The following is a 25,520-nucleotide window of genomic DNA, read 5'->3' on the forward strand; positions in this document are numbered from 1 at the left end:
CTTAGACCGGGAGAATATCCGTCTTCTGCGTCCGGGATGCCTGATTGGAGGCAGGGTGCGCGTCTGCATTAGACGGATCGGACAGGATATCGCTTGTGGTGAGATTTTCTGCAAAGCAGCTTTCGAGATAGTGGATCAGAGCGGCGATCACCTCTTCGGCCCGTTCTGGCGTTGCACGCTCGGGGGCACGAGCAATTTCATAGGGAACGCGAAAGGCCGATGTGGCATCCAGTACCATATGGGCCATGGTGTTGAGCTGGGACGGTGGGACGATCTCGGTCAGTATTTGCCGCACCAAACCGTGCAGGTGGGCGACATGGCGTTCGACAATGTCACGATGGGGCGACGCCAATTCCAGACAGGCAACAAACAAAGCCGGGTCTCTTTCATATTCCGCCTTCTTGATGGTCAGGAAGGTTTGGATCAGGTCGCGCAGTTTGCATTGCCATGCACGCTCGGTGGCACAGATGGCTTGGCCCGCTTCTTCCAGCTCGGTGAACCAGCGCTCGGCCAAAACAGCGAACAAGGCCTGTTTGTTCTTGAAGTGGGTATAGATATAGGGTTGGGAGACCCCCATTCGGTCGGCGATGTCGGACAGGACGAGACGCTTGCCACCGGATTCGATGACCAATTCACGGGCAATCTCGATGATCTGTTCCTTGACGCGGTCGGCGTCGATGCGTGGGCGTGCCATCAGAGCCACCTCCTGACATTGTTGCAATAGGTTATGTAGGCCTCGCCGAAACTGTCTATCGCGGCTTGTTCTTCGTGTGGGATGTACCAGAGATTGGCTGCCGCGAAAAAGGCAAGAGGTGCCAACAGGGCGGGCCAGAGATTGACGAGCAAGGCGATGCCGGTGAGATGCAGCAGAAAGCCCAGATACATCGGGTTGCGACTGATGCGAAACAAACCGCCGGTGACCAGATTGCGCGGTGTACGGAAAGGGTGGATTTCGCTGTCATTGCGATGGAACTGTATCTTGCCGGCAAGGGCGATGAGAAGTCCGGCCGGTATGCACAAGGCTGCGCCTGTCCAGACAAGCCAAAAGGGGGCTATCTGCAGGCCAGATGGGGCGGAAAGGCCCAGCAGGGACAGGGGTGCGATGGTCAGCAGGGCCGTCAGAGCAGGGGGAAGCAACGGGATCATCGGATGCTCTTGCGAGGAATGGTAAAGTGGGGTGGTGCTTGATAGATTGTAGTTTGATAAATATGATCAAGTATAAATTTATTCAAGAGGTGGTGTTGGACCCAATGACACCTAATGCCAAATGCGGTTGTCATTTCAGGGACCTGAGTTGTTGCGATGAGAGCATGGCTACAACGCCAGATATTCACTTTTGAGACACCACTGACCCCTCAAACCGATAAAGTCCACAGGTTGGTATGGGCGTGTGACGTCAATAAAAACACGCAATCCGATTGTTCTACATGGGCAACCGGTGAGGTGGCAGATCTGTGTTAAAAAGCTGATTCTTCGTAACATTTTGCAAACCAGCGATGCAGGCCTTCTCAACCAGTCTCAGAAACCGATTTCGCCAATTGGGAAATAAATCTTCTTTGACTGGACAAAAATGACGGTTTCTTGGACTCTGGCTGTTGCCGAAACCGGTTTCGTAAATCAGCATTTTCTCGTGGAGGACATCGTGAGTAAAGTTGAAGATATCCAAGATGCTATTCGGCGGAACGGCTACAGGCGCTCGGGCAAGCCGCGCGTGACGATCAATGACGTCGCCGACCATTTGGGTATGTCCAAGAGCACGGTGTCGCGGGCCTTGAATGGCTATAATGATATTGCCGAGCTCACCCGTCTGAGAGTGGCCAAGGCAGCCGCCCAGCTGGGTTACAAGCCCTTGGCGCAGGCACAGGCGATCCGTACAGGGCTCATCCAGTCATTGGGGATGGTGCTCAATGTGGGGGGGCATGGCAGCCACCGTCCCTTCCTCGCCAATTTCATTGACGGTATTTCGCGGCGGGCCAGTGAGGAAAACTGGACACTGACAGTGGCGACGGCGGAAAATTCCGAAGCCGTTCTGGAGACCATCGAACGTTTGAGTGGCGAGCGCAAAGTGGATGGCTTCATCCTGCCGCGGACCCGTGAGCATGATCCGCGCGTTGATTATCTGCGGTCCCACGATATCCCCTTCATTATGTTTGGCCGTACTGGCGACGACAAAGACTGCGGCTGGTTTGATATTCGCGGCGAACTGGCAATGGAGCAGGCCGTCGAGCGCCTTTACGGGCTTGGTCATCGACGCATCGGTTTTATCAATGGGCTCGACTATTACATGTATGCCCGGCTGCGGCTTCAGGGCTATCTGGCTGGTCTGGAAAAGGTTGGGCTGCCGGTGGATCGGGCGTTGATGCGGTCCAATGCCGTCACCAAGGAAGACGGGTTGCGCGAGGGGATCGCCCTGCTGTCGCAACCCATCCGCCCAACGGCGATCATCTGTGCGGTCGATCTTGCCGCCCTTGGGCTTTATCAGGCGGCCAAGGCGGCCAATCTCGACATTGGACGGGACCTGTCGGTCATGGCCTATGACGGTATTTCGGAAGGCGAGTTTGCCTCGCCGCCGCTGACCAGTTTTTCCGTTGACAATCGCGAGGCAGGAAGACGCCTTGCCGATTTGCTGATCAAGCGCATCCGTGGGGCTGCGCCTGAAACTCTCCGCCAGCTGGGCGAAGCAAAATTGATCGAGCGAGCCTCTGACGGCCCGCCGGTCTCACCTTAACTGGCTGTTTGGCGGTCGTCTGGCTGGTCCGGGCGATTGGCAAACCGCTTTTCGTCAAGGTCCGATGCAGTCGGCTAATCCAGTCATCAGCTTGCATCGGACCAAAATTCCGATATTTCAAAACCGTTGAATTGGGAGGTTCGACAATGCAATTTTCTAGCACCAGCAAAAAACTGACAGGCCTGCTGCTCGGGTACGCTCTGGCGCTCGGCTTCTCCATGGTCACTGCGTCGGCCGATGGCATCCGGCTCTGGACCACCGAAGAACAGACCCCTCGTCTGGCCAAACAGCAGGAAATGGCCAAAGACTTTGAAGCCAAAACGGGCATCAAGGTCGAAGTCATTCCGGTAACGGAAAAAGACCTTGGCACCCGCGCCACCGCTGCTTTTGCGGCCGGTGATCTGCCTGACGTTATCTATCATCCGCTGCAATATGCGCTGCCATGGGTGGAAGCGGGCATTCTGGATTCGGATGCTGCGACCGAGGTGGTTGATCAGTTGGGCAAAGATACCTTTGCACCCGGTGCCTTGAGCATGGCAGCGACCGACAATGGGTACGCCTCTGTGCCGGTCGATGGCTGGACGCAGATGATTGTCTATCGCAAGGATCTGTTCGATGCCAAGGGCCTCAAGGCCCCGTCTACCTTTGCAGACGTGGAAGCTGCACTGAAGGCCCTTCATAATCCGCCGGAAATGTACGGCTTCGTTGCCGCGACCAAGGTTGACGAGAATTTCATGAGCCAGGTGCTCGAGCATGTCTTCCTTGCCAATGGTGTGTCGCCAGTGGATGACAATGGCTTCAAGGCGCTTGATCCGGCGAAAACCAAGGAAGTGCTCGAATTCTACAAGGCCATCGTCAAGGCCTCTCCTCCGGGCGAGCTTTACTGGAAACAGTCCCGCGAACTTTATTTCGCTGGCAAGGCTGCGATGATCATCTGGTCGCCATTCATTCTTGACGAGCTGGCGGGTCTGCGCGATTCCGCTCCTCCAACCATCAATGATGATCCAACCAGCCCGGAACTGGCTTCAAAAACCGGTATCGTCACCAACTTTGCCGGACCATCCAACAAAGGCGGGGCTGCCTGGGGTGACTCTCGCTATTTCGGCATCACGTCTGATGCGGATATCGAAGCGGCTCAGAAATTCGTCTCCTATTCGATGAATGAAGGCTATACCAAAACCCTTAGCATCGCGCCGGAAGGCAAATTCCCGACCCGCCGTGGTGACAAGGGCAATCCAACCAAATTCACCGAAGCATGGGCCAAGTTGCCTGTCGGTGTGGATCGCAAAAAACCGCTGGGTGATCTGTATCCTTCCGAGATGATTGGCGAAATCGTTGGTGGTCTGGATGTGGCCCAGCGTTGGGGCGTCAAGGAAGGCCAGTTGGCGCTTGCCTCCAAGATGATCAACGCTCAGGTGTTTAACCAGATCGTGCGCAAGTTCACCGATGATGCCATCTCGGCTGACGAAGCGGTGGCTGCTCTGAATGAAGAACTGGCCAAAATCAAGTAAGCCAGCCTCATCCTGATCCTTCCATGCCGGGCGGCGCGGTCTGCCCGGCATGACAATGGAGCGCATTCTCATGTCGATGTCCGAACCTCAAGCCGGTCCCAGCGGACGCCGGACGCGGGATCCTGTATCCACGCCACCCAGCGCCGGGCCACTGGCCAAGCGCGAAGCGCGCCTTGCCTGGGGATTGTTGCTGCCCACGCTAATCAGCGTGGCTCTGGTGATTATCCTGCCTTTGCTGGCGATCTTCTGGATCAGCGCCAAGCCGATCAATCTGGGCGATTTGCGCCCCACGACACCCGATGTCTATGAGCGTCTCAAAGGCAAGCCAAAGGCCACCGGGGATGCATCGATCGTTGAGTTCCGTCTGAAAAACTCTTCGCGCGAAAAGCCGATTGCCAATGTCACGATGGTGGATGACTGGCCGGACGGACTTGTGCCGGTAGAGCTTGATGAGCGATGCGCCATCGCTGCAGGGCGCTTGTCCTGTAATTTCGGCGACTGGAAGCCGGGCTATCGCGAGAAGCTGCAAATCGAGGTGATTGCCGAACAGGCCTTCCTGGATAGTGGCATCAACATCCGCGACAGTGTGCCTGTGATGGAAGGGGATGCCTCGTCTGATCTGTTCAGTCTTGAATTCACCTTCGAGAATTTCCGTGCGGTCTTTGACAGCTCCGAATTTGTTGAAGTGCTGTGGGTGACCACCTTCTACACGGTGGTCGGCACGGTGGGGGCCTTGATCGTTGGCATGATGGCGGCGCTTATTCTCAACAAAAGCTTCCAAGGGCAGGGGATTCTGCGCGGTCTGTTTCTGTTCCCCTATGTGGCTCCGGTGATTGCGGTGGCCTTCACCTGGGTGACCCTGCTTGATCCTTTCTCCGGGTCCTTCAATGCGCTTCTGGTGCAGATGGAGCTGATCTCTGCGCCGATCAACTTCTTTGGCGATCGTCCTTTGGCGCTGATTTCGGTGACGATTTTCGAGATCTGGCGCTATTTCCCGCTGTCGTTCCTGTTCATTCTTGCGCGCATGCAATCGATCGATACGGATATGTATGAGGCCGCGGATATGGATGGGGCCTCACCTTTCCAGAAATTCTACTATCTCTCCCTGCCGCAATTGATGGGCATTCTGTCGGTCCTGTTCCTGCTGCGTTTCATCTGGACGTTCAACAAGTTCGACGACATTTTTCTGCTCACCGGCGGCAATGCGGGGACGCGAACCCTGACGGTGAATGTCTATGAGCAGGCCTTTGCGATTTCCAACATTGGCGCGGGTGCAGCCGTCGCCGTGGTGATCTTTGCCTGTCTGTTGGCCTTCTCCTTCTTCTTCTTCCGTTTCATGAGCCGGGAGGAAGGACTATGAAACACGGATTGTTTGTTGCTCCGGTGCTGGGCGCCTTGTGGAGCCTCACCATCATTGTCTGCCTGACCATTCTGCTGGCCTTCTCCACTGGCCTGCCGGTGCGGCCTATCTGGCTGGTGTCCTTGCTGCAAGGGGTGGCGATCGGTGGCATTGCGCTTTATGTCGGGCATCGCCTGCTGGGTGTCGGGCTTGCTTTGATCGTCATTCTGGCAACGAGCCTGATGCAGCCCTTTGCCATCCCGCTTGATCAGAGCCCGGTGGCACAAGGGTTGGGCCTGTTGGTGCTGGCAGCCGGTTTGTATTTGCCGCTTCGGGTCATGCTGGGGCATCTGCCAGCCGCCGCGCTCAATCGGCACCAATTCGAGGATGCCATCGTTCGTTTCCTTACCGGTTTTGGCTATGTCTTCTTCACTGCGGTCGTGATTGTGCCCTTCTATGTGATGGTGATGACGTCCCTCAAGGGCCAGCAGGCTTTGCTGCTCAATCCGCTCGATTTCTCTATTGAGTGGGACAAGGGCTGGGATCTGTTCCGCTCCTATTCCGAGCTGTTCACCGACTATAATTTCGCCAGCTATCTGTTCACCTCGATACTGATCTCCATCATGACGGTGCTGGTGACGCTGCTCTTCAGTGTGCCGGGGGCCTATGCGGTGGCGCGGCTGCGCTTTCGTGGGCAGGCCATGATGTCCCGTTCGATCCTGCTGATCTATATGGTGCCGATGATCGTGCTGGCGCTGCCGATCTATGTCGGCTTCTCGATGTTCGGTCTGCGTAATTCGTTGTTTGGTCTGCTTTTAATCTATCCGGTGACGACCATTCCGGTGGCGCTTTACATGCTGCAAGGCTATTTCCGCGGTCTTCCGGCCGAGGTGGAGGAGGCAGGCCTGATGGACGGTCTCAGCCGTCTTGGGGTGATCCTCAAAATCACTCTGCCTCTGTCTCTGCCAGCCCTTGCCTCGGTGTCGCTTTATGTCTTCATGATTGCGTGGAACGAGTTTCTGCTCGCCTTCATGCTGCTTGATGACCCTTCCAAATTCACTCTGACGCGGGGCGTCTCCATGCTCAACTCGTCAGAAGTGCCGCGCCAGCATTTGATGGCAGGTGCGGTGATCGCCACGCTCCCCATCATGGTGCTGTTTCTCGGTCTTGAACGCTTCATGACCAAAGGCCTGACCGCAGGCTCTGTTAAAGGATAAGATGATGACGACACTTTCCCTCTCCGATCAGGCCATTGCCATTCTGCGTGGCAATGATCGCGGCGGCTATACGGTTCCAACCGAAGGGCTCTACCCTTATCAATGGAACTGGGACAGTGCCTTTGCGGCCTATGGCTTTGCCGAATTCGATCTGCCGCGTGCATGGCAGGAAATCGAAACGCTTTTCTCTGGCCAGTGGCAGAATGGCATGGTGCCTCATATCCTGTTTCACCAGAAAGACGATGGCTATTTTCCCGGTCCCGACGTCTGGGGCACGGACAAGTGTTCGGGCAATGCTGTGTCCTCGTCGGGCATCAGCCAGCCACCGGTGGCAGCGACCTTCACGCGGGCCTTGTTTGAAAAGGACATCGCGTTTGGCAAGGAGAAGCTTGAGGCTCTGTTTGACAAATTTGTTGCATGGCATGGCTGGTTCATGCGTCATCGCGGCGAAAGCGGGGCAATCTGTGTAACCCATCCGTGGGAATCGGGGCGCGACAATGCTGCCGACTGGGATGCGGCAATGGCCAATGTCGATGCCAGCAATGTCGGTGACTATACGCGGCGCGACACGTCTCACGTCAATCCGGAGATGCGCCCAACCAAGCGGGATTATGACGTCTATCTGGCGATCCTCTATTTCGCTCGTGACAATGGTTGGGACGAACAGCGGATTCTGGATGATGGCCTGTTCCGTGTGGCAGACCCGACCCTCACCTTCACCCTGTTGCGGGCCAACCGCGATTTGAAATGGATGGGTGAGCAACTGGGCCGCGACGTGTCCGAGATTGATGGCTGGATCGTGGCGCTCGAAGAGGGCGTGAAGAGCCTCTGGAACGAGGATATTGGCTGCTATGATGCCAAGGATCTGCGTACCGGACTGTTTGCGGGCAATGTCACGTCGGCGGCGTTTCTGTGCTGGTATGCGGGGATTGATGACAAGCGCATGCTGCCACATCTGGAGCGCTTCCTGATCGCTTCCCCCCATGCAGTGGCGAGCCTTGATCCGACCAGCCCACATTATAATCCCAAGCGCTATTGGCGCGGTCCGGTCTGGGTGATTGTCAATACACTGATTGGCATCGGGCTTGAGGATGCTGGCTATCGGTCAGAGGCCGAGCGGATTCGCTCCGATTGTGCGCGGCTGATTGAAGGCGGCGGCTTTGCTGAATATTTTGACCCGGAAGATGGCACACCTGCGGGCGGGGGTGTCTTCACCTGGACGGCAGCCAGCTGGCTTGCCTGGGTGTCCAAAGATCCAAAGGAGGCGTGATATGTCATCCATTAAACTCAATGGCGTCGAGAAGTGGTTTGGCGATCTGCAGGTGATTAAGGGGGTGGATCTCGATATTGAAGAAGGGGAGTTCATCATCTTTGTCGGCCCGTCGGGCTGTGGTAAATCCACCTTGCTCAGGACCATTGCCGGTCTTGAGGAATGCTCACGTGGCGAAATCCTGATTGAAGGCCAAGACGTCACGGCCAAGCCTCCGGCTGAGCGGGGATTGGCGATGGTGTTCCAGTCTTATGCGCTCTATCCACATATGAATGTGCGTGACAATATGGGCTTTGGCCTGAAAACCGCCGGTGCACCCACATCGGAAATCCAGTCCAAGGTCGATGACGCAGCAAAGGCCTTGAAGCTTGAGGCCTATCTGGATCGACGTCCGAAAGAATTGTCCGGTGGTCAGCGACAGAGGGTTGCCATTGGGCGGTCGATCGTGCGCAACCCAACCGCGTTCCTGTTTGATGAGCCACTGTCAAATCTAGATGCGGCTTTGCGGGTCGAGATGCGTTATGAGATCGCCAAGCTGCATCGCGAGCTGGATACCACAATGATCTATGTGACCCATGATCAGGTGGAAGCCATGACATTGGCGGATCGGATTGTCGTTTTGCGGGATGGCATCATCGAGCAGGTCGGCACGCCCCGCACCCTTTATGAGCGGCCAGACAATCTGTTTGTGGCGCAGTTTATCGGCTCTCCGAAGATGAATATCATGCCATGCCAGACCGATGGTGACCGCTACCAGCTGGAAGAGGGCAGAGGCGGCGCCCAGACCCAAAAGGGGATTGCGGTCTATCTCGGTGTGCGACCTGAAGCCATTACTTTGGGTGATGTCGGTCAAGGGCAGTGCGATGGGGTGGTCGATATTGTCGAATATCTCGGGGCCGACACCCACTTGCTGGTTGACTGCGGCTCACTCGGGGCTATTGGCTTGCGGGTTGATGGCAATACGGCGGTCAGATCTGGCGATAAGGTCGGGTTGGTCTTTGATCCGGAAAAACTGCATTTCTTCGATGCCGAGGGGCAGGCGTTGCCCCGCTCGTAAGGATGGGTAGCCCTTCCAGAAAATCTCCCAAGAGCATTCTGCTCGACAATAGGGAACGGTTCTCCGCTCCCTATTTGTGTCTCAGGAGATGGGTCTAAGGGCCGATGGGCCGATCTGGTGCTGCAGTTCGAACGCCGCTTCAGGCGCCTGTCGTCATGGCCAGCGCAACCAGCCACAGGCTGTAGGCGATGATTGCGACCGAGGTGACAATGCAAAGTGGCATGAAGATTTGGCGTGACAAACTGGCCGCTTTTTTTTCACCGAACCGATATACCCATTTCTGGGCTTTCGGGTCGGTCCGCAGATAGTAGAGCAAAGCTCGCTCGTCCAGTTGCAACGGGATAATGGTTTTCAGCAGGCTTGCCGCCGCCATGCTGACGCACCCCCACATGATAATATCCAGCATTTTGCCCTCTTTTGATTGGTTCGGGCTGCGGATGAAAGTATCCGTTCTATCAATGGCTGCATATATGGGTGAAAAATGCAATCAGATTCGTGTAATTGACTTGTAACTTTGTTCGTAAATTAGATGAATATTCTAAAGGCTGCCAACAAAGGTCGCATATGTCGCACCTTTACTTAGAACGATCCAAAAGCCGGGCGAAGCTGTTTCTTGCCTTTGAACAAAAAAAGAGCGGCCGGAGCCGCTCTTGGGGAAGTTGGGGAGGGGGAGAGCAAAGTCAAACGAAGCGGTTGACCCAGTTTTCCAGTTTTTCCTGCTGACCAGAGCGTGGCTCTGGGTTGATGTTGTCCTTGAGGACGCGCTCGGAAATGCATTCCAACGTACCATTGGCCAGCATGTCCTTGTTCGCATCCTGCTCCCAACCGGCGTAGCGGGCTTTGAGGGCATTTTCCAGACCACCATCTTCGATCATGGCAGCCGCCGCCTTCAGGCCACGGGCACAGATGTCCATGCCACCAATGTGACCGGCCACCAGATCTTCGGCGTCAAGGGACTGGCGACGCAGTTTGGCGTCAAAGTTGGTGCCGCCGGTGGTGAAGCCACCCGATTTCAGGATGTGATAATAGGCCAAGGCCACTTCCGGCACATTGTTCGGGAACTGGTCAGTATCCCAGCCAGACTGATAGTCGTTGCGGTTCATGTCGATGGAGCCAAGCATGCCATCGGCGCAGGCCACGGCGATTTCATGCTCGAAGCTGTGGCCGGCAAGGATGGCATGACCCTGTTCGAGGTTCAGCTTGACCTCATTTTCAAGGCCATATTTGCGCAGGAAGCCGATGCAGGTCGCGGCATCATAATCATATTGATGCTTGGAAGGTTCCTGCGGCTTTGGTTCAACCAGAATGGTGCCTTTGAAGCCGATCTTGTGCTTATAGTCGACCACCATGGCAAGGAAGCGGCCCATATGGTCGAGTTCCTGACCGATGTCGGTGTTGAGCAGGGTTTCATAGCCTTCGCGGCCACCCCAGAGCACATAATTCTCGCCGCCAAGACGCATGGTGGCATCCATGCAGCTTTTAACCGTGGCCGCGCTGTAGGCAAAGACATCCGGGTCCGGATTGGTGGAGGCGCCGGACATGAACCGGCGATGGGAGAACATGTTGGCAGTGCCCCAGAGCAACTTGGTGCTGGAGGTTGCCATTTTCTCTTCGAAATAGTCGACGATCTCGTTGAGGTTCGACAGGCTTTCGGCAAAGTTGTTGCCTTCGGGGCGAACGTCTGCGTCATGGAAGCAGAAGAAAGGCGCGTCGAGAATGTCGAACAGCTCGAAAGCGACGTCGGCTTTCAGTTTGGCGCGGTCCATGCCGTCGCCATACCATGGGCGATCGAAAGTGCGGCCGCCAAAGGGATCGCCACCTTCCCATGCAAAGCTGTGCCAATAGGCCACGGCGAAGCGCAAATGGTCGCGCATGCTTTTGCCCATGACGATCTCGTCTGGATTATAGTGATGGAAGGCGAGCGGATCGTCGCTGTCTGGGCCTTCATATTTGATTTTGGAGAGCGAACCAAAAAAGTCAGTCATGATCAAAGATCCTTCAGGGATGGATAGGCAGCGGCATAGCGGGCATAAGCGTCTGCAAATGCAGGCTGCAGGTCAGTGTTTGGATGGAAGCTCTGGTCGATGGTCGGCATCGTGCAGACCTCTGCGGGATCGCATTTCAGATCGGCAACCAGCCCTGTGCGGGCCGCACCGAAGGCACCGCCGAAATCACCGGCGGCGGGGCGGTCAATTTGTTTGCCCAGAATGGTGGCGAGCAGAGAAAGCCAATAATCGGACGAAGAGCCACCGCCGACGGCAATCAGTCGGTCAAGATGGGTGCCTGCGGCTTCCAGTGCCTTGATGCCATCCATGAAGGCATAGGAAATGCCTTCGAGCACGGTGCGGGTCAGGCTGTCGCGATCGTCCGGATGGGCAAGGCCGATGAAGCCGCCGCGGATGCTGGCGTCATTGTGCGGGGTGCGCTCACCGCCCAGATAAGGGAAGAAGAGCGTTGACCCCGGTGCGTGAACCTCATTGCCCAGTGCCTTGGTCAGGGTGGCCGCATCCGATCCGACCAGCTTGGCATACCAGTTGAGCGCATCGGTTGCTGCCAGAATCACTGCCATGTGGCACCAGTGGTTGGCGGTCGAATGGCAGAAGGTATGCACGGCGCTGTCTGGCAGCGGACGGTAGCTGTTGGTGGCGGCATAGATCACGCCACTGGTGCCCAGAGACAGAAAGGCGTCGCCTTCAGCGACGATGCCGGTCGCCAGAGCGGATGCTGCATTGTCGCCCGCGCCGCCAGCCACGATGGTGTCAGGGGAGAAGCCCCAGCGTTCGACCAGCGCTTGACGAATCTTGCCGGTGCTTTCGATGCTTTCGGCAAGGGCTGGCATGTGGGACTGATCAAGGCCGGTTGCGGCAAGCAGCTGGTCCGACCAGGTGCGGCTGCCGACATCAAGCCAGGCGGTGCCTGCGCTGTCGGAATAATCAGAGACATAATCGCCGGTCAACCAGAGGCGGAGATAATCCTTTGGCAGCAGAACTTTCTTGATCCGGTCGAACAGGTCTGGCTTGTTGTTGTGCATCCAGACCAGTTTCGGGGCGGTGAAGCCGGGAAAGACAATGTTGCCCGTCAGGCTGCGGAAGCCTTCGGTGGCGTCCAGTTTGGCTGCTTCCTTGTAGGAGCGGGTGTCGTTCCACAGGATGCAGGGGGCGACGGGCTTGTCGTCTGCATCGAGCATGGTGGCGCCATGCATCTGGCCTGAAAGGCCAATGGCGCGGATGTCCTTGACGGCCTGCGGGGCATTGGCAGCCAGTTCGTCGAAGGCCTTTGCGGTGGCGTTGATCCAGCTTTCCGGATCCTGCTCGCTCCAGCCCGTGTCTGGGCGTTCGACGCTAAGGGGTTGGTTGACGGTGGCCACAATCTGCTGGCGTTCGTCCATAACCAGCAGTTTGATCCCGGACGTGCCCAGGTCAATTCCTAAATACATGATTTCCTCCCAACCGGTCCGTGGCATCCAAGATCGGAGTGAACGGGCCGGAGATATTTCGCCAGAAAAGTTTATTTTAGTTCGTAAAATAAATCAAGCGAAAGGAGTGTTCGCACTGCGAAACCGATTGTGCTTATGCGGCAGATGATTGAGATTGACCGATATTTCGGTCGTGGTCACCGGTTGCGATCTTGTGGACAGTTGCCGTGGTGCGCGGCCCTTGGCATTGCGAGGGGAGGGGCCTCGGGTTTGGGCCAACTGTCCCGTGACAAGGTCTGGAGACGTGCGCGCGGCTCGGGGCTATCTGGCGGGTCAAGAAGGGTCAGGAAGGGTCAGGAAGGCATGTTACGGGTCTGGGGCATTGAGCTGGTCGATCGTGATGCGGACAATCTCTTCCAGAGCGTAGGCAGCAGCGCCCTTTGCCCACATCAGGTCTCCCCATTTGTGGATGCGGATTTCAGGGGCATGGTGCCCTTTCTGAATGGTCGAGGATTTGACTGCATCCAGAACGGTCTGGGCATAAAGATAGTCGAACTGCATCTGTTCACCAGCCAAAATCACCAGAGACGGGTCGAACAGATTGACCAGATTGGCCAGCCCCATGGCGAACATCCGGCTGGCGCGATCGAAGATCGATTTGGCCATCATGTCGCCATTGCGGGCCATTTCAAACAGTTCGGCCAGACGGTTGTTCTCATCCCCGCTGCCGGGTTTCTGAATGAAGAGTTCCGCTTCGCGCAGCAAGGCATAGTCGGAGACATAGGCTTCAAGGCAGCCGCGCTGGCCACAGCGGCACAAGGCCCCTTCCAGTTGGACCTTGGTGTGGCCAAATTCCGCGCCGAAGCCCTGTGTGCCTCGATAGATCCTGCCGTCAATCACGATGCCAAGGCCGACGCCCTGTTCGATGGTGACAACCAGAAAATCCGGGGCATCGCGGCCAAACCCGAACCACAGCTCCGCCATGGCAACCGCATTGGCGTCATTCTCTATGAAGGCGGGCATGGGCAGTACTTCCTGCAAGACCTCTTGCAGGTTGCATTGTTCTTCCTCGATCAGCGGACACCAGTCGACGAAGCCGTTTTCGGCCTGAACCGTGCCGGGGATGCCGACGCCGATACAGGACAGGTCCTTGATCTCGATCTTGGCGGATTGGGTGACCAGATCCACCATGGCGACAATCAGATCCTGAAATTCCTTGTTGCTCAGGCGCGGTCTTGGCATGGGTAGCTGGGCGTTGCCCAACTGGTTGCCTTCCAGATCGAGAATCACCGCCGTGGCATATTTGTTGGTGAGTTTCATCCCGGCCACGAAATGGGCTTCGCCGCGTAGCTTGAGGTCGACACGCGGACGGCCTCTGCGGGACTGACCCGGCTCGATCGTGCGCTGTACTTCCTCGATCAGCCCAGCGCCGAGCAATTCTGCGGTTATGGCCGTAACGGTGGCCGGACTCATACCGGTCTCGCGGGCAATATCGATGCGGGCAACTTGATGATTGTTGCGAATGTGAGAGAAGACCAGATGCCGCCCCTGATTGCGTTGTTCGGGAATTTGTGACGGCTTTCTTGTGCGGTTGTTCATCTGGCTGGCTTTGTTTGTGGATCTTTTTGCAAATCTTGATGTGTTTCAAACGACATACTAACGCCCCTCGATCGGAAAATCTTGCAGAATTTCTAACTCAACAGAAAAGAGTTGCATTTTTAATTTGAGCATTAAAATAAATGATGGTATTGATAGTTGCAGCAGCCCATGCTGAACTGGCTGTTATGTTCTTGGGAGGAACAGATATGAAAAAATCACTGCTTATGGCGGCTCTTTTGAGCGCGTCTGTATTCACGCCTGCGCTCGCCGCAGATCTCGTCGTTGGTGTCAGCTGGTCGAATTTCCAGGAAGAACGTTGGAAAACTGACGAAGCAGCAATCGTCAAGGCTCTTGAAGCTGCCGGCGCCAAGTATGTTTCCGCCGATGCCCAGTCTTCTTCGTCCAAACAGCTCAGCGATATTGAAGCGCTGATGGCTCAGGGCGTGAATGCGCTGATCGTTTTGGCTCAGGACACCGAGGCAATCATTCCGGCTGTTCAGAATGCTGCCGATGAAGGCATTCCTGTGATTGCCTATGACCGTCTCATCGAAGATGATCGCGCCTTCTATCTGACCTTTGACAATGTGGAAGTTGGTCGTATGCAGGCTCGGGCTGTTTTTGCAAAACAGCCAAAGGGCAACTATGTCATGATCAAGGGCTCTCCAACTGATCCAAACGCAGACTTCCTGCGTGGTGGTCAGCAGGAAATCATTGATGCTGCGGTGAAGTCCGGCGACATCAAGATTGTTGGCGAAGCCTACACCGATGGCTGGCTGCCAGCCAACGCCCAGCGCAACATGGAACAGATCCTGACGGCCAACGACAACAAGGTTGACGCTGTTGTGGCTTCCAACGACGGCACCGCCGGTGGTGTTGTTGCGGCTCTGACTGCTCAGGGCATGGAAGGTATCCCGGTTTCCGGTCAGGATGGCGATCATGCCGCCTTGAACCGTGTGGCCAAGGGCACTCAGACTGTGTCCGTCTGGAAAGACGCGCGTGACCTCGGCAAATCAGCTGCAGAAATCGCTGTTGCTCTGGCTGGTGGTACTGAAATGGCGGATGTCGAAGGCGCTGGCGCATGGACTTCCCCATCAGGCACCAAAATGACCGCTCGTTTCCTGGCTCCGATCCCGATCACCCAAGACAACCTCACCGTTGTCACCGATGGTGGCTGGATCTCTGTTGAAGCACTTTGCCAGGGCGTTACCAACGGTCCGGCTCCTTGTAACTAAGCGACTAGCGGTCACCCCAACACTCAGGTGGCCGTTCAATGCTTTGCTTCAAATACCCGCAATGACCCGGTGGCCTGCAGGCCACCGGGTTGGAAGCGGGAGCAAACAAGCTACAACAATCAAGCATTGACCATCAGCTTCTGCCTTGCGCGGCAGAGGTAATGATAACTTGCATGCTGGAGAGCAGCACATGGGCGATAGCGTGACTACCAATCGCGGCCTGCCAAAACAAGCGCGGAAAACCCTGATCGATACAATGGAAATTGACACCCGACTGCTCGGCATGATCGGTGCGTTTGTCATTATCTGTATCGTTTTTGATTTCTGGACTGGCGGTCGTTTTCTAACTCCTCGCAACATTTTCAATCTCACGATCCAGACAGTGTCCGTTGCCATCATGGCGACCGGCATGGTGTTTGTTATCGTCACAAGGCATATCGATCTGTCAGTGGGCGCGTTGCTCGCGACCTGTTCGGCGGTGATGGCCATGATCCAGACTGCCGTCCTGCCCGGTTGGTTCGGGTTGGAGCTCGGCTCTGGCATGATCGCGCCGATCGCCATTGTTGTCGGCCTTGTGGTTGGGGCTCTGGTTGGCTCCTTCCATGGTTGGCTGATTGGTTATCTGACCATCCCGGCCTTTATCGTGACGCTGGGTGGATTGTTTGTATGGCGCAACGTCGCCTGGCACTTGACCGATGGCCAGACCATCGGGCCGCTCGACACAGCATTCGTGTCTCTTGGCGGTATTGAGGGAACACTCGGGGAAAGTGGCAGCTGGGTACTTGGCGTGCTGGTTGCCGTGTTTGTTGTCTATTTGCTGTTCGGGGCGCGCCGCAACAAGATTGCCCACGATTTCCCGGTCAAGCCGGTCTGGGCAGAGTTGATCATCGGCGGTATTGCGGTCGGAGCGATCCTCGGATTTGTCTGGATGCTCAATGCCTATGATGTGCCGATTGGTCGTTTGAAGCGTCTGTTCGAAGCGCGCGGAGAAGTGATGCCTGAGGGCTATAGCGAAGGCTATGGTGTGCCATATTCGGTGCTGGTGCTGATCCTGGTGGCGACTGTGATGACGGTGATTGCGCAGCGAACCCGTCTGGGTCGCTATATCTTTGCCACAGGCGGCAACCCGGAAGCAGCAGCCCTGTCGGGCATCAATACCCGGCTGCTGACAGTCAAGATCTTCGCCATGGTTGGCGTGCTCTGCGCCATTTCTGCGGTGGTTGCCTCGGCGCGCCTCAACTTCCACTCCAACGATATCGGGACGCTTGACGAATTGCGGGTCATTGCCGCCGCGGTCATTGGCGGTACGGCTCTGGCTGGTGGTGTCGGAACCATTTATGGTGCCATTCTGGGTGCGTTGATCATGCAGTCGCTGCAATCGGGCATGGCCATGGTGGGCGTTGAAGCGCCTTATCAGAATATTGTCGTCGGTATCGTGCTGGTTCTGGCTGTCTATGTCGACATTGTCTATCGCAAGAGAACGGGAGACTGATCGATGCCAACTTCTGCACAAGCTGATCGCGGCACGCCGCTCGTTGAAATGCGCAATATGAACCTGTCTTTCGGCGGCATCAATGCGGTCGATGACGTGACGGTTGACCTTTATCCCGGCGAAGTGGTCGGGGTGTTGGGACATAATGGGGCGGGCAAGTCCTGTCTCATGAAGATGCTCTCGGGTGCCTACAAGAAAAATAGTGGCGACATTTTCGTCAATGGCGAGATGGTCGAGATCAACAATCCGCGCGACGCACGCGAATATAATATTGAGACGATCTATCAGACCTTGGCGCTGGCAGACAATCTCGATGCCGCCTCCAACATGTTCCTTGGCCGTGAGCTGGTGAATGGTGTGGGGCTCGTGGATGATGCGCAGATGGAAGCGGAAACCCGGAAGATCATGGGACGACTCAATCCCCGCTTCCAGCGATTCTCTTCCCCGGTGTCTGCCTTGTCCGGTGGTCAGCGTCAAAGTGTCGCGATTAGTCGCGCCGTATACTTCAATGCCAAGATCCTGATCATGGATGAGCCGACCGCTGCCCTCGGTGTCGAAGAAACCAAGATGGTGGCCGATCTCATTCAGGAACTGAAGATGCAAGGATTGGGAATTTTCCTTATCGATCATGATATTCACGCGGTTAAGGCGCTGTGTGATCGGGCGTCGGTGATGAAGAATGGCAAGCTTGTCGGAACCGTCAAGGTCGATGAGGTGACCGAGGATGACATTCTGGGGATGATTATTCTTGGCAAACATCCGCATACGGGCGAAACCATATAGATCCAAGATTATAAGTACAATCAAGGACCCGATGTGCTATGCTGAGTAGTCACATCGGGTCCTTTTTCAATGGTGGGGAACCCATCTCTAAGTCGAGCTTCCGTTTGTGGCAGCTTACGTTAACATACACTCTGGTCGGCCAGTTTACGTCAATGATAACAATCAGGCGCTGGCTTTGTCGAAAAACCCTGAGGAGGGGGGATGATCAAGGTGTATTTCGGGAGGAAATCCATGCGAGCAGGTTGGAAGCAACCCTTGCATTGCGCTGCCCTGTGCTTTGCGTCTTATGTCGTTTTCGGGGTGGCTGCGGTCGGTTCCGCCGCTGCGGAGACAGGTGCGTCTCCGGTGATCGGTGATGAACGCGCAGTGCGCCAGCATCTTGATCTGTCCGACCTTGCAACCATGTCCGTCGAGGCAATCAACGCCCATGGCCGGATGTTGTTCGACGCCAAATTCACCACACTCGATGGAGCTGGGCGCCCTGCTGCAACACAGGCGGAAGTGCCCGTCAAGCGCCGCCCCGGTCGTGTGCCGGCCCTGTTCCGCACTTCGGGTCCGGATTCCAATGCTTGCAATGGCTGTCACAATCAGCCAGCGTCTGGCGGTGCAGGTGAGTTTGTCGCCAATGTTTTCACCTCTGTGGGCGTGTCTGATGCCGAGTTTGATACGCTTGAAGCACAATTCTCCAATGAGCGTGGCACGCCGCACTTGCATGGCTCCGGCCTTGTGGAGCTGCTGGCGCGCGAAATGACTGCCGAGCTTCGTGCTCTGCGCCGTGATGCGGTCGATCAGGCGCGTGCAAGCGGTCAGTCGGTGACCGTGCCTCTGGTTGCCAAGGGGGTCGAATTCGGCTCCTTGACCGTGCAGCCGGACGGGTTCGTCAATGTCGAACAGATCGAAGGCATTGATCACGATCTGATCGTTCGTCCGTTCAGCCAGAAAGGGGTCTTCACTTCTCTGCGCCAGTTCAGCATCAATGCGATGAACACCCACCATGGGATGCAGAGCGATGAGCGCTGGGGTATGCAATGGACCCATTCCGCCGATTTTGATGAAGATGGTCACAAACAGGAATTGCTGTCCGGTGACCTGACTGCTGTTGTTCTGTTTCAGGCGGCTTTGCCGACGCCTGTCCAGACCATGCCCGAGCATCCCGTTCTGCAGGATGCGGTGAAAGAGGGAGCCGATCTGTTCGATCAGGCGCTTTGTTCGCAATGCCATGTGAAGGCCTTGCCGCTCAAATCGCTGACATTTGTCGAACCCGGCCCCTATAACGCAGCGGGCAATCTCAGGGCGTCTGATCGCTCTGATGCCGTCTTCTCGTTCCAATTGTCCTCGGCAGGATTGGAGCAAAATGAGAAGGGTGAATGGATGGTGCCAGTCTTTTCAGACTTCAAGCGCCATGTGATCGCCGATGCCGAGAAAAGTCATTTTGGCAATGAGCGTCTGTCTCAGCGGTTCATTCCGAATGACCAATTCCTGACACCCCGTCTTTGGGGTGTCGGCAGCACGGCCCCTTATGGTCATCGTGGTGACGTCTCTACCCTCAGGGAAGTGATCGGACATCACGGTGGGCAAGCCAAAGAGGCACGGTTGGCCTTCGAAAAGCTGTCAGATCTCGAACAGCGAAAAATAATACAATATCTACAATCCCTTACCCTTACTCTAGCCACGGAGATACAGCAATGAGAGCGATTATCTATGCTATATCTGCCGGTGTCATCGGCGTGTTTGCGTCCCATGCACTGGCGGTAGAAGCGCCTCATATGGTTGAAGTGACGGAGACATCCGGAGTTGAGCACAGCTACAATGGCGGCTGGGAATATTTTGTTGGCGGCGGTGTTGCAGCCTTTGACTGCAATGGCGACCGTTATCCGGAGCTCTATCTGGCGGGGGGCTCTGATCCAGCAGCGCTCTATGTCAATCGCAGCACACTTGGCGGAGCTCTGTCATTTGAAAAAAAGTCGGATAGCCCCCTGGCCATAGAAGCGGTCAGTGGGGCCTATCCCCTTGATATCGATAGCGACGGCATTCAGGACCTTCTGGTCCTGCGTGTCGGCGAGAATAAGCTGTTTCGCGGTCTTGGTAATTGCCAGTTCGAGGAAGCCAACAAACGCTGGTCGTTTGATGGCGGTCAGGCCTGGTCGACGGCCTTTGCGGCCATGTGGGAAGAAGGCCAAAGCCTGCCAACGCTGGCAATTGGCAATTATGTGGATCGCGACCAACCGGGTGCCCCTTTTGGCACCTGTCATGACACCGATTTCTTTCGTCCCAGCGGTTCCGATGGATCGGGCGGCTATCGGCATGAAAGTCTGAAGCCGGGCTATTGTGCCCTGTCGATGATGTTTACCGACTGGGATCGCTCCGGCAAACCCGATTTGCGGATCGCCAATGACCGGCAATATTATCGCGGCGGTCACGAGCAATTGTGGAAGGTCCGGGCAGGAGAACAGCCAGAGGAATATCGCTCCGGCGATGGCTGGCGTCGGGTGCGGGTCTGGGGCATGGGAATTGCCTCGACAGACCTGACCGGCGATGGTCGGCCCGACTATTACATCACCTCAATGGCCGACAACAAGTTGCAGATCCTGACCTCCCGCCGTGGAGAGCCGGATTTTGAAGACGGGGCGTTTCAGCGAGGCATCACCGCCCATCGGCCTTTTGTTGGCGACAATGTCAATCCGTCGACCTCGTGGCATGCGCAGTTTGATGATGTCAACAATGACAGTTTCATTGATCTGTTCGTGACCAAGGGCAATGTCGAGGCGATGACGGATTTTGCCATGGAAGATCCAAACAGCCTGTTGCTTGGCATGCCAGATGGTTCGTTCGAGGAAGCTGCCGACAAGGCCAACATGTTGAGTTTTGCCCGCGGACGGGGCGGCTCTCTGGTTGACCTCAATCTGGATGGTCAGCTCGACAGTGTTGTGGTCAATCGTAAGGTCAATGCCCAGATCTGGCGCAATATGGGGCAGGTTGAAACGAAGGACGGCGCGACGGACGAGGCGATTGCTGCTCCCATGGGCAATTGGGTGGCTCTCCAGCTGCTTCAGGATGGTCCCAACAGGGATGCCATAGGCTCCTTCCTTGAGGTGCGAATTGCAGATCGAACCCAGAGCCGGGAAATCACCATTGGCGGTGGCCATGCGGGGGGCAAGGCCGGATGGCATCATTTCGGTATCGGAGTGGCGGAACGTGCCGTTGCGCGGGTTCAATGGCCGGATGGAGAATGGAGCCCGTGGATCCGTCTGTTTGCCAATCAGCATGCCCGGATCACACGGGGCAAATCCACCGCCGATGTCTGGTTGCCTTCACAGGCGGCTTTGCAAAACTGACGCCGCTTGCTGCCAGTGTTAAATCAGGCCGTCGCACGATGGCCTGACCTTGGGTTGGGTGTCGCTGTGGCATTCTTCCAGATACGGTAGATTTCCAGCAATGCGAGCGGCACAAAATGGGCCAGAGCCGGCCCGAAGTGATATTCGAGGAACACCCAGTGGGCGAAAGTGGCAAGGGCTGCGCCATAGACGGTGCGCTGGAGAATTTTCCACCCGCGTGGCCCCATCAGGCGGATGGACAGGTCGTTGGACGTCAGCGCGAGAGGCACGAAAATCACGAAGGCCAGCCAGCCGGTCCAGATACCGGTTTTGACAAAATCTGCCAGCAGGGCGGACATGGTGCCCAGATCAATCACATAATATAGGGTATGTAGCGCGGCATAGCCAAAGGCGGCGACGCCCAGATAGCGACGGCGGCGGGCCAGCCAACGGATCCAGCCAGTTTTGGGAAACAGCATTTTCAAGGGTGTCAGGATCATGGTTATGATCATGAAGCGGGCTGCAAATTCCCCGGTTGGATGGAGCAGCCGATGCAGGTCGTTGCCCTGCAGGGCTCCGGCGATCATGCCAAAGGAAGGAAGCGCGATGAGGAGCCAAAAGACATAAGGGCTGCTGAAAAAGCGTTTGATTGTAGAGGATGCAGACATATCCTGAAATCCGTTCGTGAAAGCCAAGGGTGATTGAAATCGGAGTCAGGATCTGACGGTGGCCAAGATCCCGTTTATGCAGGACAGATTATTGGCTCGGACAGGGTGAGTTCCAGTCATGTTTGGTATCAAATTGTATTCAACTGTAACGGGCTTGAACGGCGTTTCTGTCGCCTGTTGCGGGTCGGTCGGTGCTTTTTTCGTCGAACTGGCTGTGAATCTTTTTTGCAATCTGCTCTTGATCAATTTTTTCTCGGTTTTTGTCGCCTAGAAAGTAGGCTACTTTTCGGTTCTCATGCCCGCCTTTTCGTGGATCCCCGATTGTTCCCGGGCCCATGCGGGCTTGACCGATTGCATGCATGGAGCCTTGCGGCCTGTTGAGACGCTGAGGCACCATCATGGTTTTCGTATTTTGCCAGGCCGCCGCTCCATCTGTTTTTTCGTTGTGCCGGTGCCGACGCTATAGCAACAAGAAAAAGAAAGCCCACTCATGCGCCCGCATATGATGAGATCGAAACGGTTTGCGCCTCTTTTCTGGACTCAGTTTCTGTCTGCCTTCAATGACAACTTTCTTCGCTATTCGCTGATCTTTCTGATCCTTGCCAAAATGGCGACGCAAGAGGCTGGCTCACTGGTGACCATGGCTGGCGCCATTTTCATGTTTCCGTTTCTGATCCTGTCGGCGCTTGGCGGGGAACTGGCCGACAAGAATGACAAGGGGCGGATGGCTGAAAAGCTCAAGTTGGCCGAAATCGGGGCCGCCGTGGTGGCGGTGCTTGGTATCGGGCTTGGCTCGATCTGGCTTTCTATGGTGGCCTTGTTCCTGTTCGGCGTGGTGTCAGCGCTTTTCGGGCCGATCAAATATGGCATCCTGCCCGATCATCTGCCGCGGCGGGAATTGCCCGTGGCCAATGCGTGGGTGGAAGGGGCGACCTTTGTTGCCATTCTGGCAGGCACCATCGTGGCAGGGTTGGCGGCAACGGGCGGGGTTGATATCACGCTGTTCGGGCCGATGATGCTGATCTTTGCGGTTGGCTGTTGGATGATTAGCCGCAAAATCCCCAATACGGGCTCCAGCGCGCCGGATCTGGTGATCAATCGCAACATATTCGCCTCGACCAGCCAGCTGCTGGGGGAACTTTATGGCAGCAAGAAGCTGTGGCGCGCCAGCCTGATCGTATCGTGGTTCTGGTTGCTGGGGGGCGTGATCACCGCTCTGGTGCCAACCTTTGTCACCCAGATTATGGGTGGCTCACCGATGGTGGTGACGATCTATTCGGTTATTTTCGCGATCTCTGTGGCCTTTGGTTCGGCGATTGCGGCCTGGCTCTGCGCCGGGCGGGTGGTGTTGCTGCCTGCACCCTTTGGCGCGGCTTTGGTCGCTTTTTTCTGTTTCCAGCTGGCGTGGAACCTTTCAAATCTCAAAGCACCGATCGCCTTTGATGGGCTGGTTGATTTCTTCACGCATACCGCAGCCATCCGCGTCGGAATTGATCTCAGTGGTCTTGCCATTGCGGGGGCGCTGTTGGTGGTGCCTGCCTTCACCGGCTTGCAGACCTGGGCCAAGAAAAGCCGGCGGGCGCGGGTGATCGCGGCGGTCAATGTGATGAATGCGGCTTTCATCTTCGTGTCGGGCGGGGCTTTGGCTCTGGCGCAGGCGCAAGGGGTCTCGATCCCGCAGATCCTCTTCTTCCTTGGGCTGCTGAATGTGGTCGTGGCATGGATGATGCTGCGCTATTTGCCGACCAATCCTTTGTGGGATCTGGTCAGTATTCTGTTTCGGACCTTCTCTCGGCTGGAAGTCGAGGGGCGGGAAAATCTCGAGAAGGCTGGCAAAGCACCGATTCTGGCCTGTAACCATGTCAGCTTCCTCGATGGACCGCTGGCGATGGCGATCACCGAAGACGAACCTGTCTTTGCCATTGATGCCAAAACCGCCAAGGCATGGTGGGTCCATCCTTTCCTGCGTTTTTGCAATTATATCATTCTCGAACCGTCCTTGCCTGTGGCCTCTCAGGATCTCATTCAGGCGATCCAGAGCGGCAAGCCACTGGTGATTTTCCCTGAGGCGCGGGTCACCGATACCGGTGGCCTGATGAAGGTTTATGATGTTGCTGCGATGGCGGCCGATATGACCGGCTCGATGGTGGTGCCGATCCGGATCGATGGGCTGGAGCGGAGTTATTCCTCACGGATGGGGTCGCAAAAGGTGCGGCGGCAGTTTTTCCCGAAGGTCAAGGTCACCATTCTGGAGCCCGTGCGGTTGCAAGTGCCTGAGCGCTTCAAGGGTCGCAAGCGTCGGATGGCAGCAGGGGCGGCGTTGCAACGGCTGATGTCGGAGCTGGTCTACCGGACCACCAATGTCGAACAATCGGTGCTAAAATCGATCATCGATGTGGGGCGTGATCTGGGTATGCGTCGTCATGCTCTGGAGGATCCTCTGTCTGGGCGTCTTAACTATGGACGGCTGCTGACCGGTGCGCGGGTGCTGGGCAACCGTTTCTATCACGACTTCCCGAATGACGAGCGGATTGCCGTGATGCTGCCCAATGCCAATGGCACTGTGGCCGTTCTGCTGGGACTGATGTCGGCAGGCAAGGTTGCGGCGATGATCAACTTCACCTCCGGTCTTGCCAGCATTCGTTCCGCTCTGAAGACGGCAGAAGTGAAGGTGCTGCTGACCTCGCATGCCTTCATCGAGGGCGCCAAGCTGGAAGAGCTGATCGAAGGGTTGAAGGATGACGTGCAGATTGTCTGGGTCGACGACATGCGCAACAAGATTGGCAGCTTCGAGAAGATCTCCGGCCTGCTCAATCGAACCAAGCCGATTGTCGAGCGGGGCGCGGATGACACGGCGGTTATTCTCTTCACGTCCGGTTCGGAAGGGGTGCCCAAAGGCGTGGTGCTCAATCACCGCAATCTTCTGGCGAACACCGCACAAGCCGGGGCCGTGATTGATTTCAGTCTGCAGGACAGTATCTTCAATGTGTTGCCGATCTTCCACTGCTTCGGCCTGACGGCTTGCACGATCTTGCCATTGGTGCGCGGCATGCCGGTCTATTTCTATCCCTCGCCGCTGCATTATCGGGTGATCCCGGAATTGCTCTATGGCTCGAACGCGACCATCATGTTTGGCACCGATACGTTCCTTAATGGCTATGCCCGCACGGCGCATCCGTTTGATTTCCGTTCTGTGCGCTATTGCGTTGCCGGTGCGGAGCCGGTGAAGGCGTCCACGCGGGAATTGTTCATGGAGCGGTTCGGTGTGCGCATCCTTGAAGGTTACGGGGTGACAGAGGCCTCGCCAGTCATTTCGCTCAATACACCGATGTTCTTCAAGGCTGGCTCGGTCGGCAAGGCTTTGCCGGGGATCGAGACGAGACTCGAACCTGTGCCGGGGGTCAAGGAAGGCGGGCAATTGTTTGTCCGCGGGGCCAACGTGATGACCGGTTACCTGCGGGCGGAAAATCCAGGCGTGCTGGAGCCGCCCAAAGAGGGCTGGCATGATACCGGTGACATCGTTACCATCGATGACGATGGCTATATCACCATCATTGGTCGTGCCAAGCGGTTTGTCGAAATTGCTGGTGAGAAGGTATCCATGGCTGCGATTGAAACGTTGGCCGATCAGTTGTGGCCGGGCTTTTTGTCCGCTACAGCTCGCATCCCCGATCCCAAACGCGGCGAGCGGGTGATCATGGTCACCGATAATCCAGACGCCAACCGTCCGGATTTTGCAGCCTTTGCCAAGTCGCAAGGGGCGACCGAGTTGCTGGTGCCTGCGGAAATTGTCGTCCGTACGGTGCCCGTTCTGGGGACAGGCAAGGTGGATTTTGTCTCGGTACAGAAGATGATTGAAGAAGAATATATGGATGGCCAGGCCTAGCCGGCTTGG

19 protein-coding genes are annotated in these 25,520 nt (G+C 56.3%); 12 read left to right on the forward strand and 7 right to left on the reverse strand.

The window, feature by feature from the left end; all coding sequences use genetic code 11:
* Window position 1: 1 nt before the first annotated feature.
* Together FDK21_RS00620 and FDK21_RS00625 are read right to left on the reverse strand one after the other, a co-directional pair.
* The gene (locus FDK21_RS00620; protein WP_138147155.1) at window positions 2-694 is read right to left on the reverse strand and encodes a TetR/AcrR family transcriptional regulator; all 693 of its coding nucleotides are present in this window, start codon (window positions 692-694) and stop codon (window positions 2-4) included.
* Complete coding sequence (locus tag FDK21_RS00625; RefSeq protein ID WP_138147156.1) at window positions 694-1,146, reverse strand: isoprenylcysteine carboxylmethyltransferase family protein; 453 nt, start codon at window positions 1,144-1,146, stop codon at window positions 694-696. The genes FDK21_RS00620 and FDK21_RS00625 overlap by 1 nt, the downstream gene beginning before the upstream one ends.
* Window positions 1,147-1,642: 496 nt before the next feature.
* On the opposite strand from FDK21_RS00625, the gene FDK21_RS00630 reads away from it, so the two are divergent.
* From FDK21_RS00630 to ugpC, 6 genes are all read left to right on the forward strand, one after another.
* Window positions 1,643-2,728: a substrate-binding domain-containing protein gene (locus FDK21_RS00630; protein ID WP_210238653.1), complete on the forward strand. Its 1,086-nt coding sequence runs from the start codon at window positions 1,643-1,645 to the stop codon at window positions 2,726-2,728.
* Window positions 2,729-2,874: 146 nt separating this feature from the next.
* The gene (locus tag FDK21_RS00635) at window positions 2,875-4,239 is read left to right on the forward strand and encodes an extracellular solute-binding protein (RefSeq protein WP_171021893.1); all 1,365 of its coding nucleotides are present in this window, start codon (window positions 2,875-2,877) and stop codon (window positions 4,237-4,239) included.
* Window positions 4,240-4,309: 70 nt separating this feature from the next.
* On the forward strand, window positions 4,310-5,599 hold the full coding sequence (locus FDK21_RS00640; RefSeq protein ID WP_245418506.1) for a sugar ABC transporter permease: 1,290 nt from the start codon (window positions 4,310-4,312) through the stop codon (window positions 5,597-5,599).
* Window positions 5,596-6,795 (forward strand): carbohydrate ABC transporter permease, encoded by a 1,200-nt coding sequence (locus tag FDK21_RS00645; protein WP_114010713.1) that lies wholly within the window; start codon window positions 5,596-5,598, stop codon window positions 6,793-6,795. The genes FDK21_RS00640 and FDK21_RS00645 overlap by 4 nt, the downstream gene beginning before the upstream one ends.
* A 4-nt stretch (window positions 6,796-6,799) precedes the next feature.
* Complete coding sequence (locus FDK21_RS00650; RefSeq protein ID WP_210238654.1) at window positions 6,800-8,065, forward strand: hypothetical protein; 1,266 nt, start codon at window positions 6,800-6,802, stop codon at window positions 8,063-8,065.
* A 1-nt stretch (window position 8,066) separates the two neighbouring features.
* The gene (ugpC, locus tag FDK21_RS00655) at window positions 8,067-9,122 is read left to right on the forward strand and encodes a sn-glycerol-3-phosphate ABC transporter ATP-binding protein UgpC (protein WP_138147159.1); all 1,056 of its coding nucleotides are present in this window, start codon (window positions 8,067-8,069) and stop codon (window positions 9,120-9,122) included.
* A gap of 139 nt (window positions 9,123-9,261) precedes the next feature.
* On the opposite strand, the gene FDK21_RS00660 is transcribed toward ugpC, so the two are convergent.
* From FDK21_RS00660 to FDK21_RS00675, 4 genes are all read right to left on the reverse strand, one after another.
* Window positions 9,262-9,528 (reverse strand): hypothetical protein, encoded by a 267-nt coding sequence (locus FDK21_RS00660; RefSeq protein WP_114010716.1) that lies wholly within the window; start codon window positions 9,526-9,528, stop codon window positions 9,262-9,264.
* 274 nt (window positions 9,529-9,802) lie between these two features.
* Window positions 9,803-11,110: a xylose isomerase gene (xylA, locus tag FDK21_RS00665; protein WP_138147913.1), complete on the reverse strand. Its 1,308-nt coding sequence runs from the start codon at window positions 11,108-11,110 to the stop codon at window positions 9,803-9,805.
* Window positions 11,110-12,558 (reverse strand): xylulokinase, encoded by a 1,449-nt coding sequence (xylB, locus tag FDK21_RS00670; RefSeq protein WP_138147160.1) that lies wholly within the window; start codon window positions 12,556-12,558, stop codon window positions 11,110-11,112. The genes xylA and xylB overlap by 1 nt, the downstream gene beginning before the upstream one ends.
* A gap of 345 nt (window positions 12,559-12,903) precedes the next feature.
* Window positions 12,904-14,136: an ROK family transcriptional regulator gene (locus FDK21_RS00675; RefSeq protein ID WP_114010718.1), complete on the reverse strand. Its 1,233-nt coding sequence runs from the start codon at window positions 14,134-14,136 to the stop codon at window positions 12,904-12,906.
* Window positions 14,137-14,342: 206 nt separating this feature from the next.
* Here FDK21_RS00675 and xylF point away from each other — a divergent pair, with 206 nt between their 5' ends.
* From xylF to FDK21_RS00700, 5 genes are all read left to right on the forward strand, one after another.
* Window positions 14,343-15,368 (forward strand): D-xylose ABC transporter substrate-binding protein, encoded by a 1,026-nt coding sequence (gene xylF, locus FDK21_RS00680; RefSeq protein WP_138147161.1) that lies wholly within the window; start codon window positions 14,343-14,345, stop codon window positions 15,366-15,368.
* A 190-nt stretch (window positions 15,369-15,558) separates the two neighbouring features.
* Window positions 15,559-16,860 (forward strand): sugar ABC transporter permease, encoded by a 1,302-nt coding sequence (locus FDK21_RS00685; protein ID WP_114010720.1) that lies wholly within the window; start codon window positions 15,559-15,561, stop codon window positions 16,858-16,860.
* 3 nt (window positions 16,861-16,863) lie between these two features.
* Window positions 16,864-17,643, forward strand: a complete 780-nt coding sequence (locus FDK21_RS00690) for an ATP-binding cassette domain-containing protein (RefSeq protein ID WP_114010721.1) — start codon at window positions 16,864-16,866, stop codon at window positions 17,641-17,643.
* A 231-nt stretch (window positions 17,644-17,874) separates the two neighbouring features.
* Window positions 17,875-19,332, forward strand: a complete 1,458-nt coding sequence (locus FDK21_RS00695) for a di-heme oxidoredictase family protein (protein ID WP_171021894.1) — start codon at window positions 17,875-17,877, stop codon at window positions 19,330-19,332.
* Window positions 19,329-20,978 carry a VCBS repeat-containing protein gene (locus tag FDK21_RS00700; RefSeq protein ID WP_138147163.1) on the forward strand — a complete coding sequence of 550 codons (1,650 nt, stop codon included), beginning with the start codon at window positions 19,329-19,331 and terminating at the stop codon, window positions 20,976-20,978. The genes FDK21_RS00695 and FDK21_RS00700 overlap by 4 nt, the downstream gene beginning before the upstream one ends.
* Window positions 20,979-21,001: 23 nt before the next feature.
* On the opposite strand, the gene FDK21_RS00705 is transcribed toward FDK21_RS00700, so the two are convergent.
* Window positions 21,002-21,625 carry a ferric reductase-like transmembrane domain-containing protein gene (locus FDK21_RS00705; protein ID WP_114010724.1) on the reverse strand — a complete coding sequence of 208 codons (624 nt, stop codon included), beginning with the start codon at window positions 21,623-21,625 and terminating at the stop codon, window positions 21,002-21,004.
* A 490-nt stretch (window positions 21,626-22,115) separates the two neighbouring features.
* On the opposite strand from FDK21_RS00705, the gene FDK21_RS00710 reads away from it, so the two are divergent.
* Window positions 22,116-25,511 (forward strand): acyl-[ACP]--phospholipid O-acyltransferase, encoded by a 3,396-nt coding sequence (locus FDK21_RS00710; RefSeq protein WP_138147164.1) that lies wholly within the window; start codon window positions 22,116-22,118, stop codon window positions 25,509-25,511.
* Window positions 25,512-25,520 lie beyond the last annotated feature (9 nt).

Origin of the sequence: Cohaesibacter sp. CAU 1516 (assembly GCF_005771485.1) — a bacterium.
GTDB lineage: Bacteria > Pseudomonadota > Alphaproteobacteria > Rhizobiales > Cohaesibacteraceae > Cohaesibacter > Cohaesibacter intestini.

What these genes read in the sequence shown, in the direction of transcription:
- FDK21_RS00625 (WP_138147156.1), bottom strand. Translation starts at nt 1,146, where the DNA reads ATGATCCCGTTGCTTCCCCCTGCTCTGACGGCCCTGCTGACCATCGCA.
- FDK21_RS00690 (WP_114010721.1), top strand. Translation starts at nt 16,864, where the DNA reads ATGCCAACTTCTGCACAAGCTGATCGCGGCACGCCGCTCGTTGAAATG.
- ugpC (WP_138147159.1), top strand. Translation starts at nt 8,067, where the DNA reads ATGTCATCCATTAAACTCAATGGCGTCGAGAAGTGGTTTGGCGATCTG.
- FDK21_RS00700 (WP_138147163.1), top strand. Translation starts at nt 19,329, where the DNA reads ATGAGAGCGATTATCTATGCTATATCTGCCGGTGTCATCGGCGTGTTT.
- FDK21_RS00635 (WP_171021893.1), top strand. Translation starts at nt 2,875, where the DNA reads ATGCAATTTTCTAGCACCAGCAAAAAACTGACAGGCCTGCTGCTCGGG.
- xylB (WP_138147160.1), bottom strand. Translation starts at nt 12,558, where the DNA reads ATGTATTTAGGAATTGACCTGGGCACGTCCGGGATCAAACTGCTGGTT.
- FDK21_RS00640 (WP_245418506.1), top strand. Translation starts at nt 4,310, where the DNA reads ATGTCGATGTCCGAACCTCAAGCCGGTCCCAGCGGACGCCGGACGCGG.
- FDK21_RS00675 (WP_114010718.1), bottom strand. Translation starts at nt 14,136, where the DNA reads ATGAACAACCGCACAAGAAAGCCGTCACAAATTCCCGAACAACGCAAT.
- FDK21_RS00695 (WP_171021894.1), top strand. Translation starts at nt 17,875, where the DNA reads ATGCGAGCAGGTTGGAAGCAACCCTTGCATTGCGCTGCCCTGTGCTTT.
- FDK21_RS00620 (WP_138147155.1), bottom strand. Translation starts at nt 694, where the DNA reads ATGGCACGCCCACGCATCGACGCCGACCGCGTCAAGGAACAGATCATC.
- xylF (WP_138147161.1), top strand. Translation starts at nt 14,343, where the DNA reads ATGAAAAAATCACTGCTTATGGCGGCTCTTTTGAGCGCGTCTGTATTC.
- FDK21_RS00645 (WP_114010713.1), top strand. Translation starts at nt 5,596, where the DNA reads ATGAAACACGGATTGTTTGTTGCTCCGGTGCTGGGCGCCTTGTGGAGC.
- FDK21_RS00650 (WP_210238654.1), top strand. Translation starts at nt 6,800, where the DNA reads ATGACGACACTTTCCCTCTCCGATCAGGCCATTGCCATTCTGCGTGGC.
- FDK21_RS00705 (WP_114010724.1), bottom strand. Translation starts at nt 21,625, where the DNA reads ATGTCTGCATCCTCTACAATCAAACGCTTTTTCAGCAGCCCTTATGTC.
- FDK21_RS00660 (WP_114010716.1), bottom strand. Translation starts at nt 9,528, where the DNA reads ATGCTGGATATTATCATGTGGGGGTGCGTCAGCATGGCGGCGGCAAGC.
- FDK21_RS00710 (WP_138147164.1), top strand. Translation starts at nt 22,116, where the DNA reads ATGCGCCCGCATATGATGAGATCGAAACGGTTTGCGCCTCTTTTCTGG.
- FDK21_RS00685 (WP_114010720.1), top strand. Translation starts at nt 15,559, where the DNA reads ATGGGCGATAGCGTGACTACCAATCGCGGCCTGCCAAAACAAGCGCGG.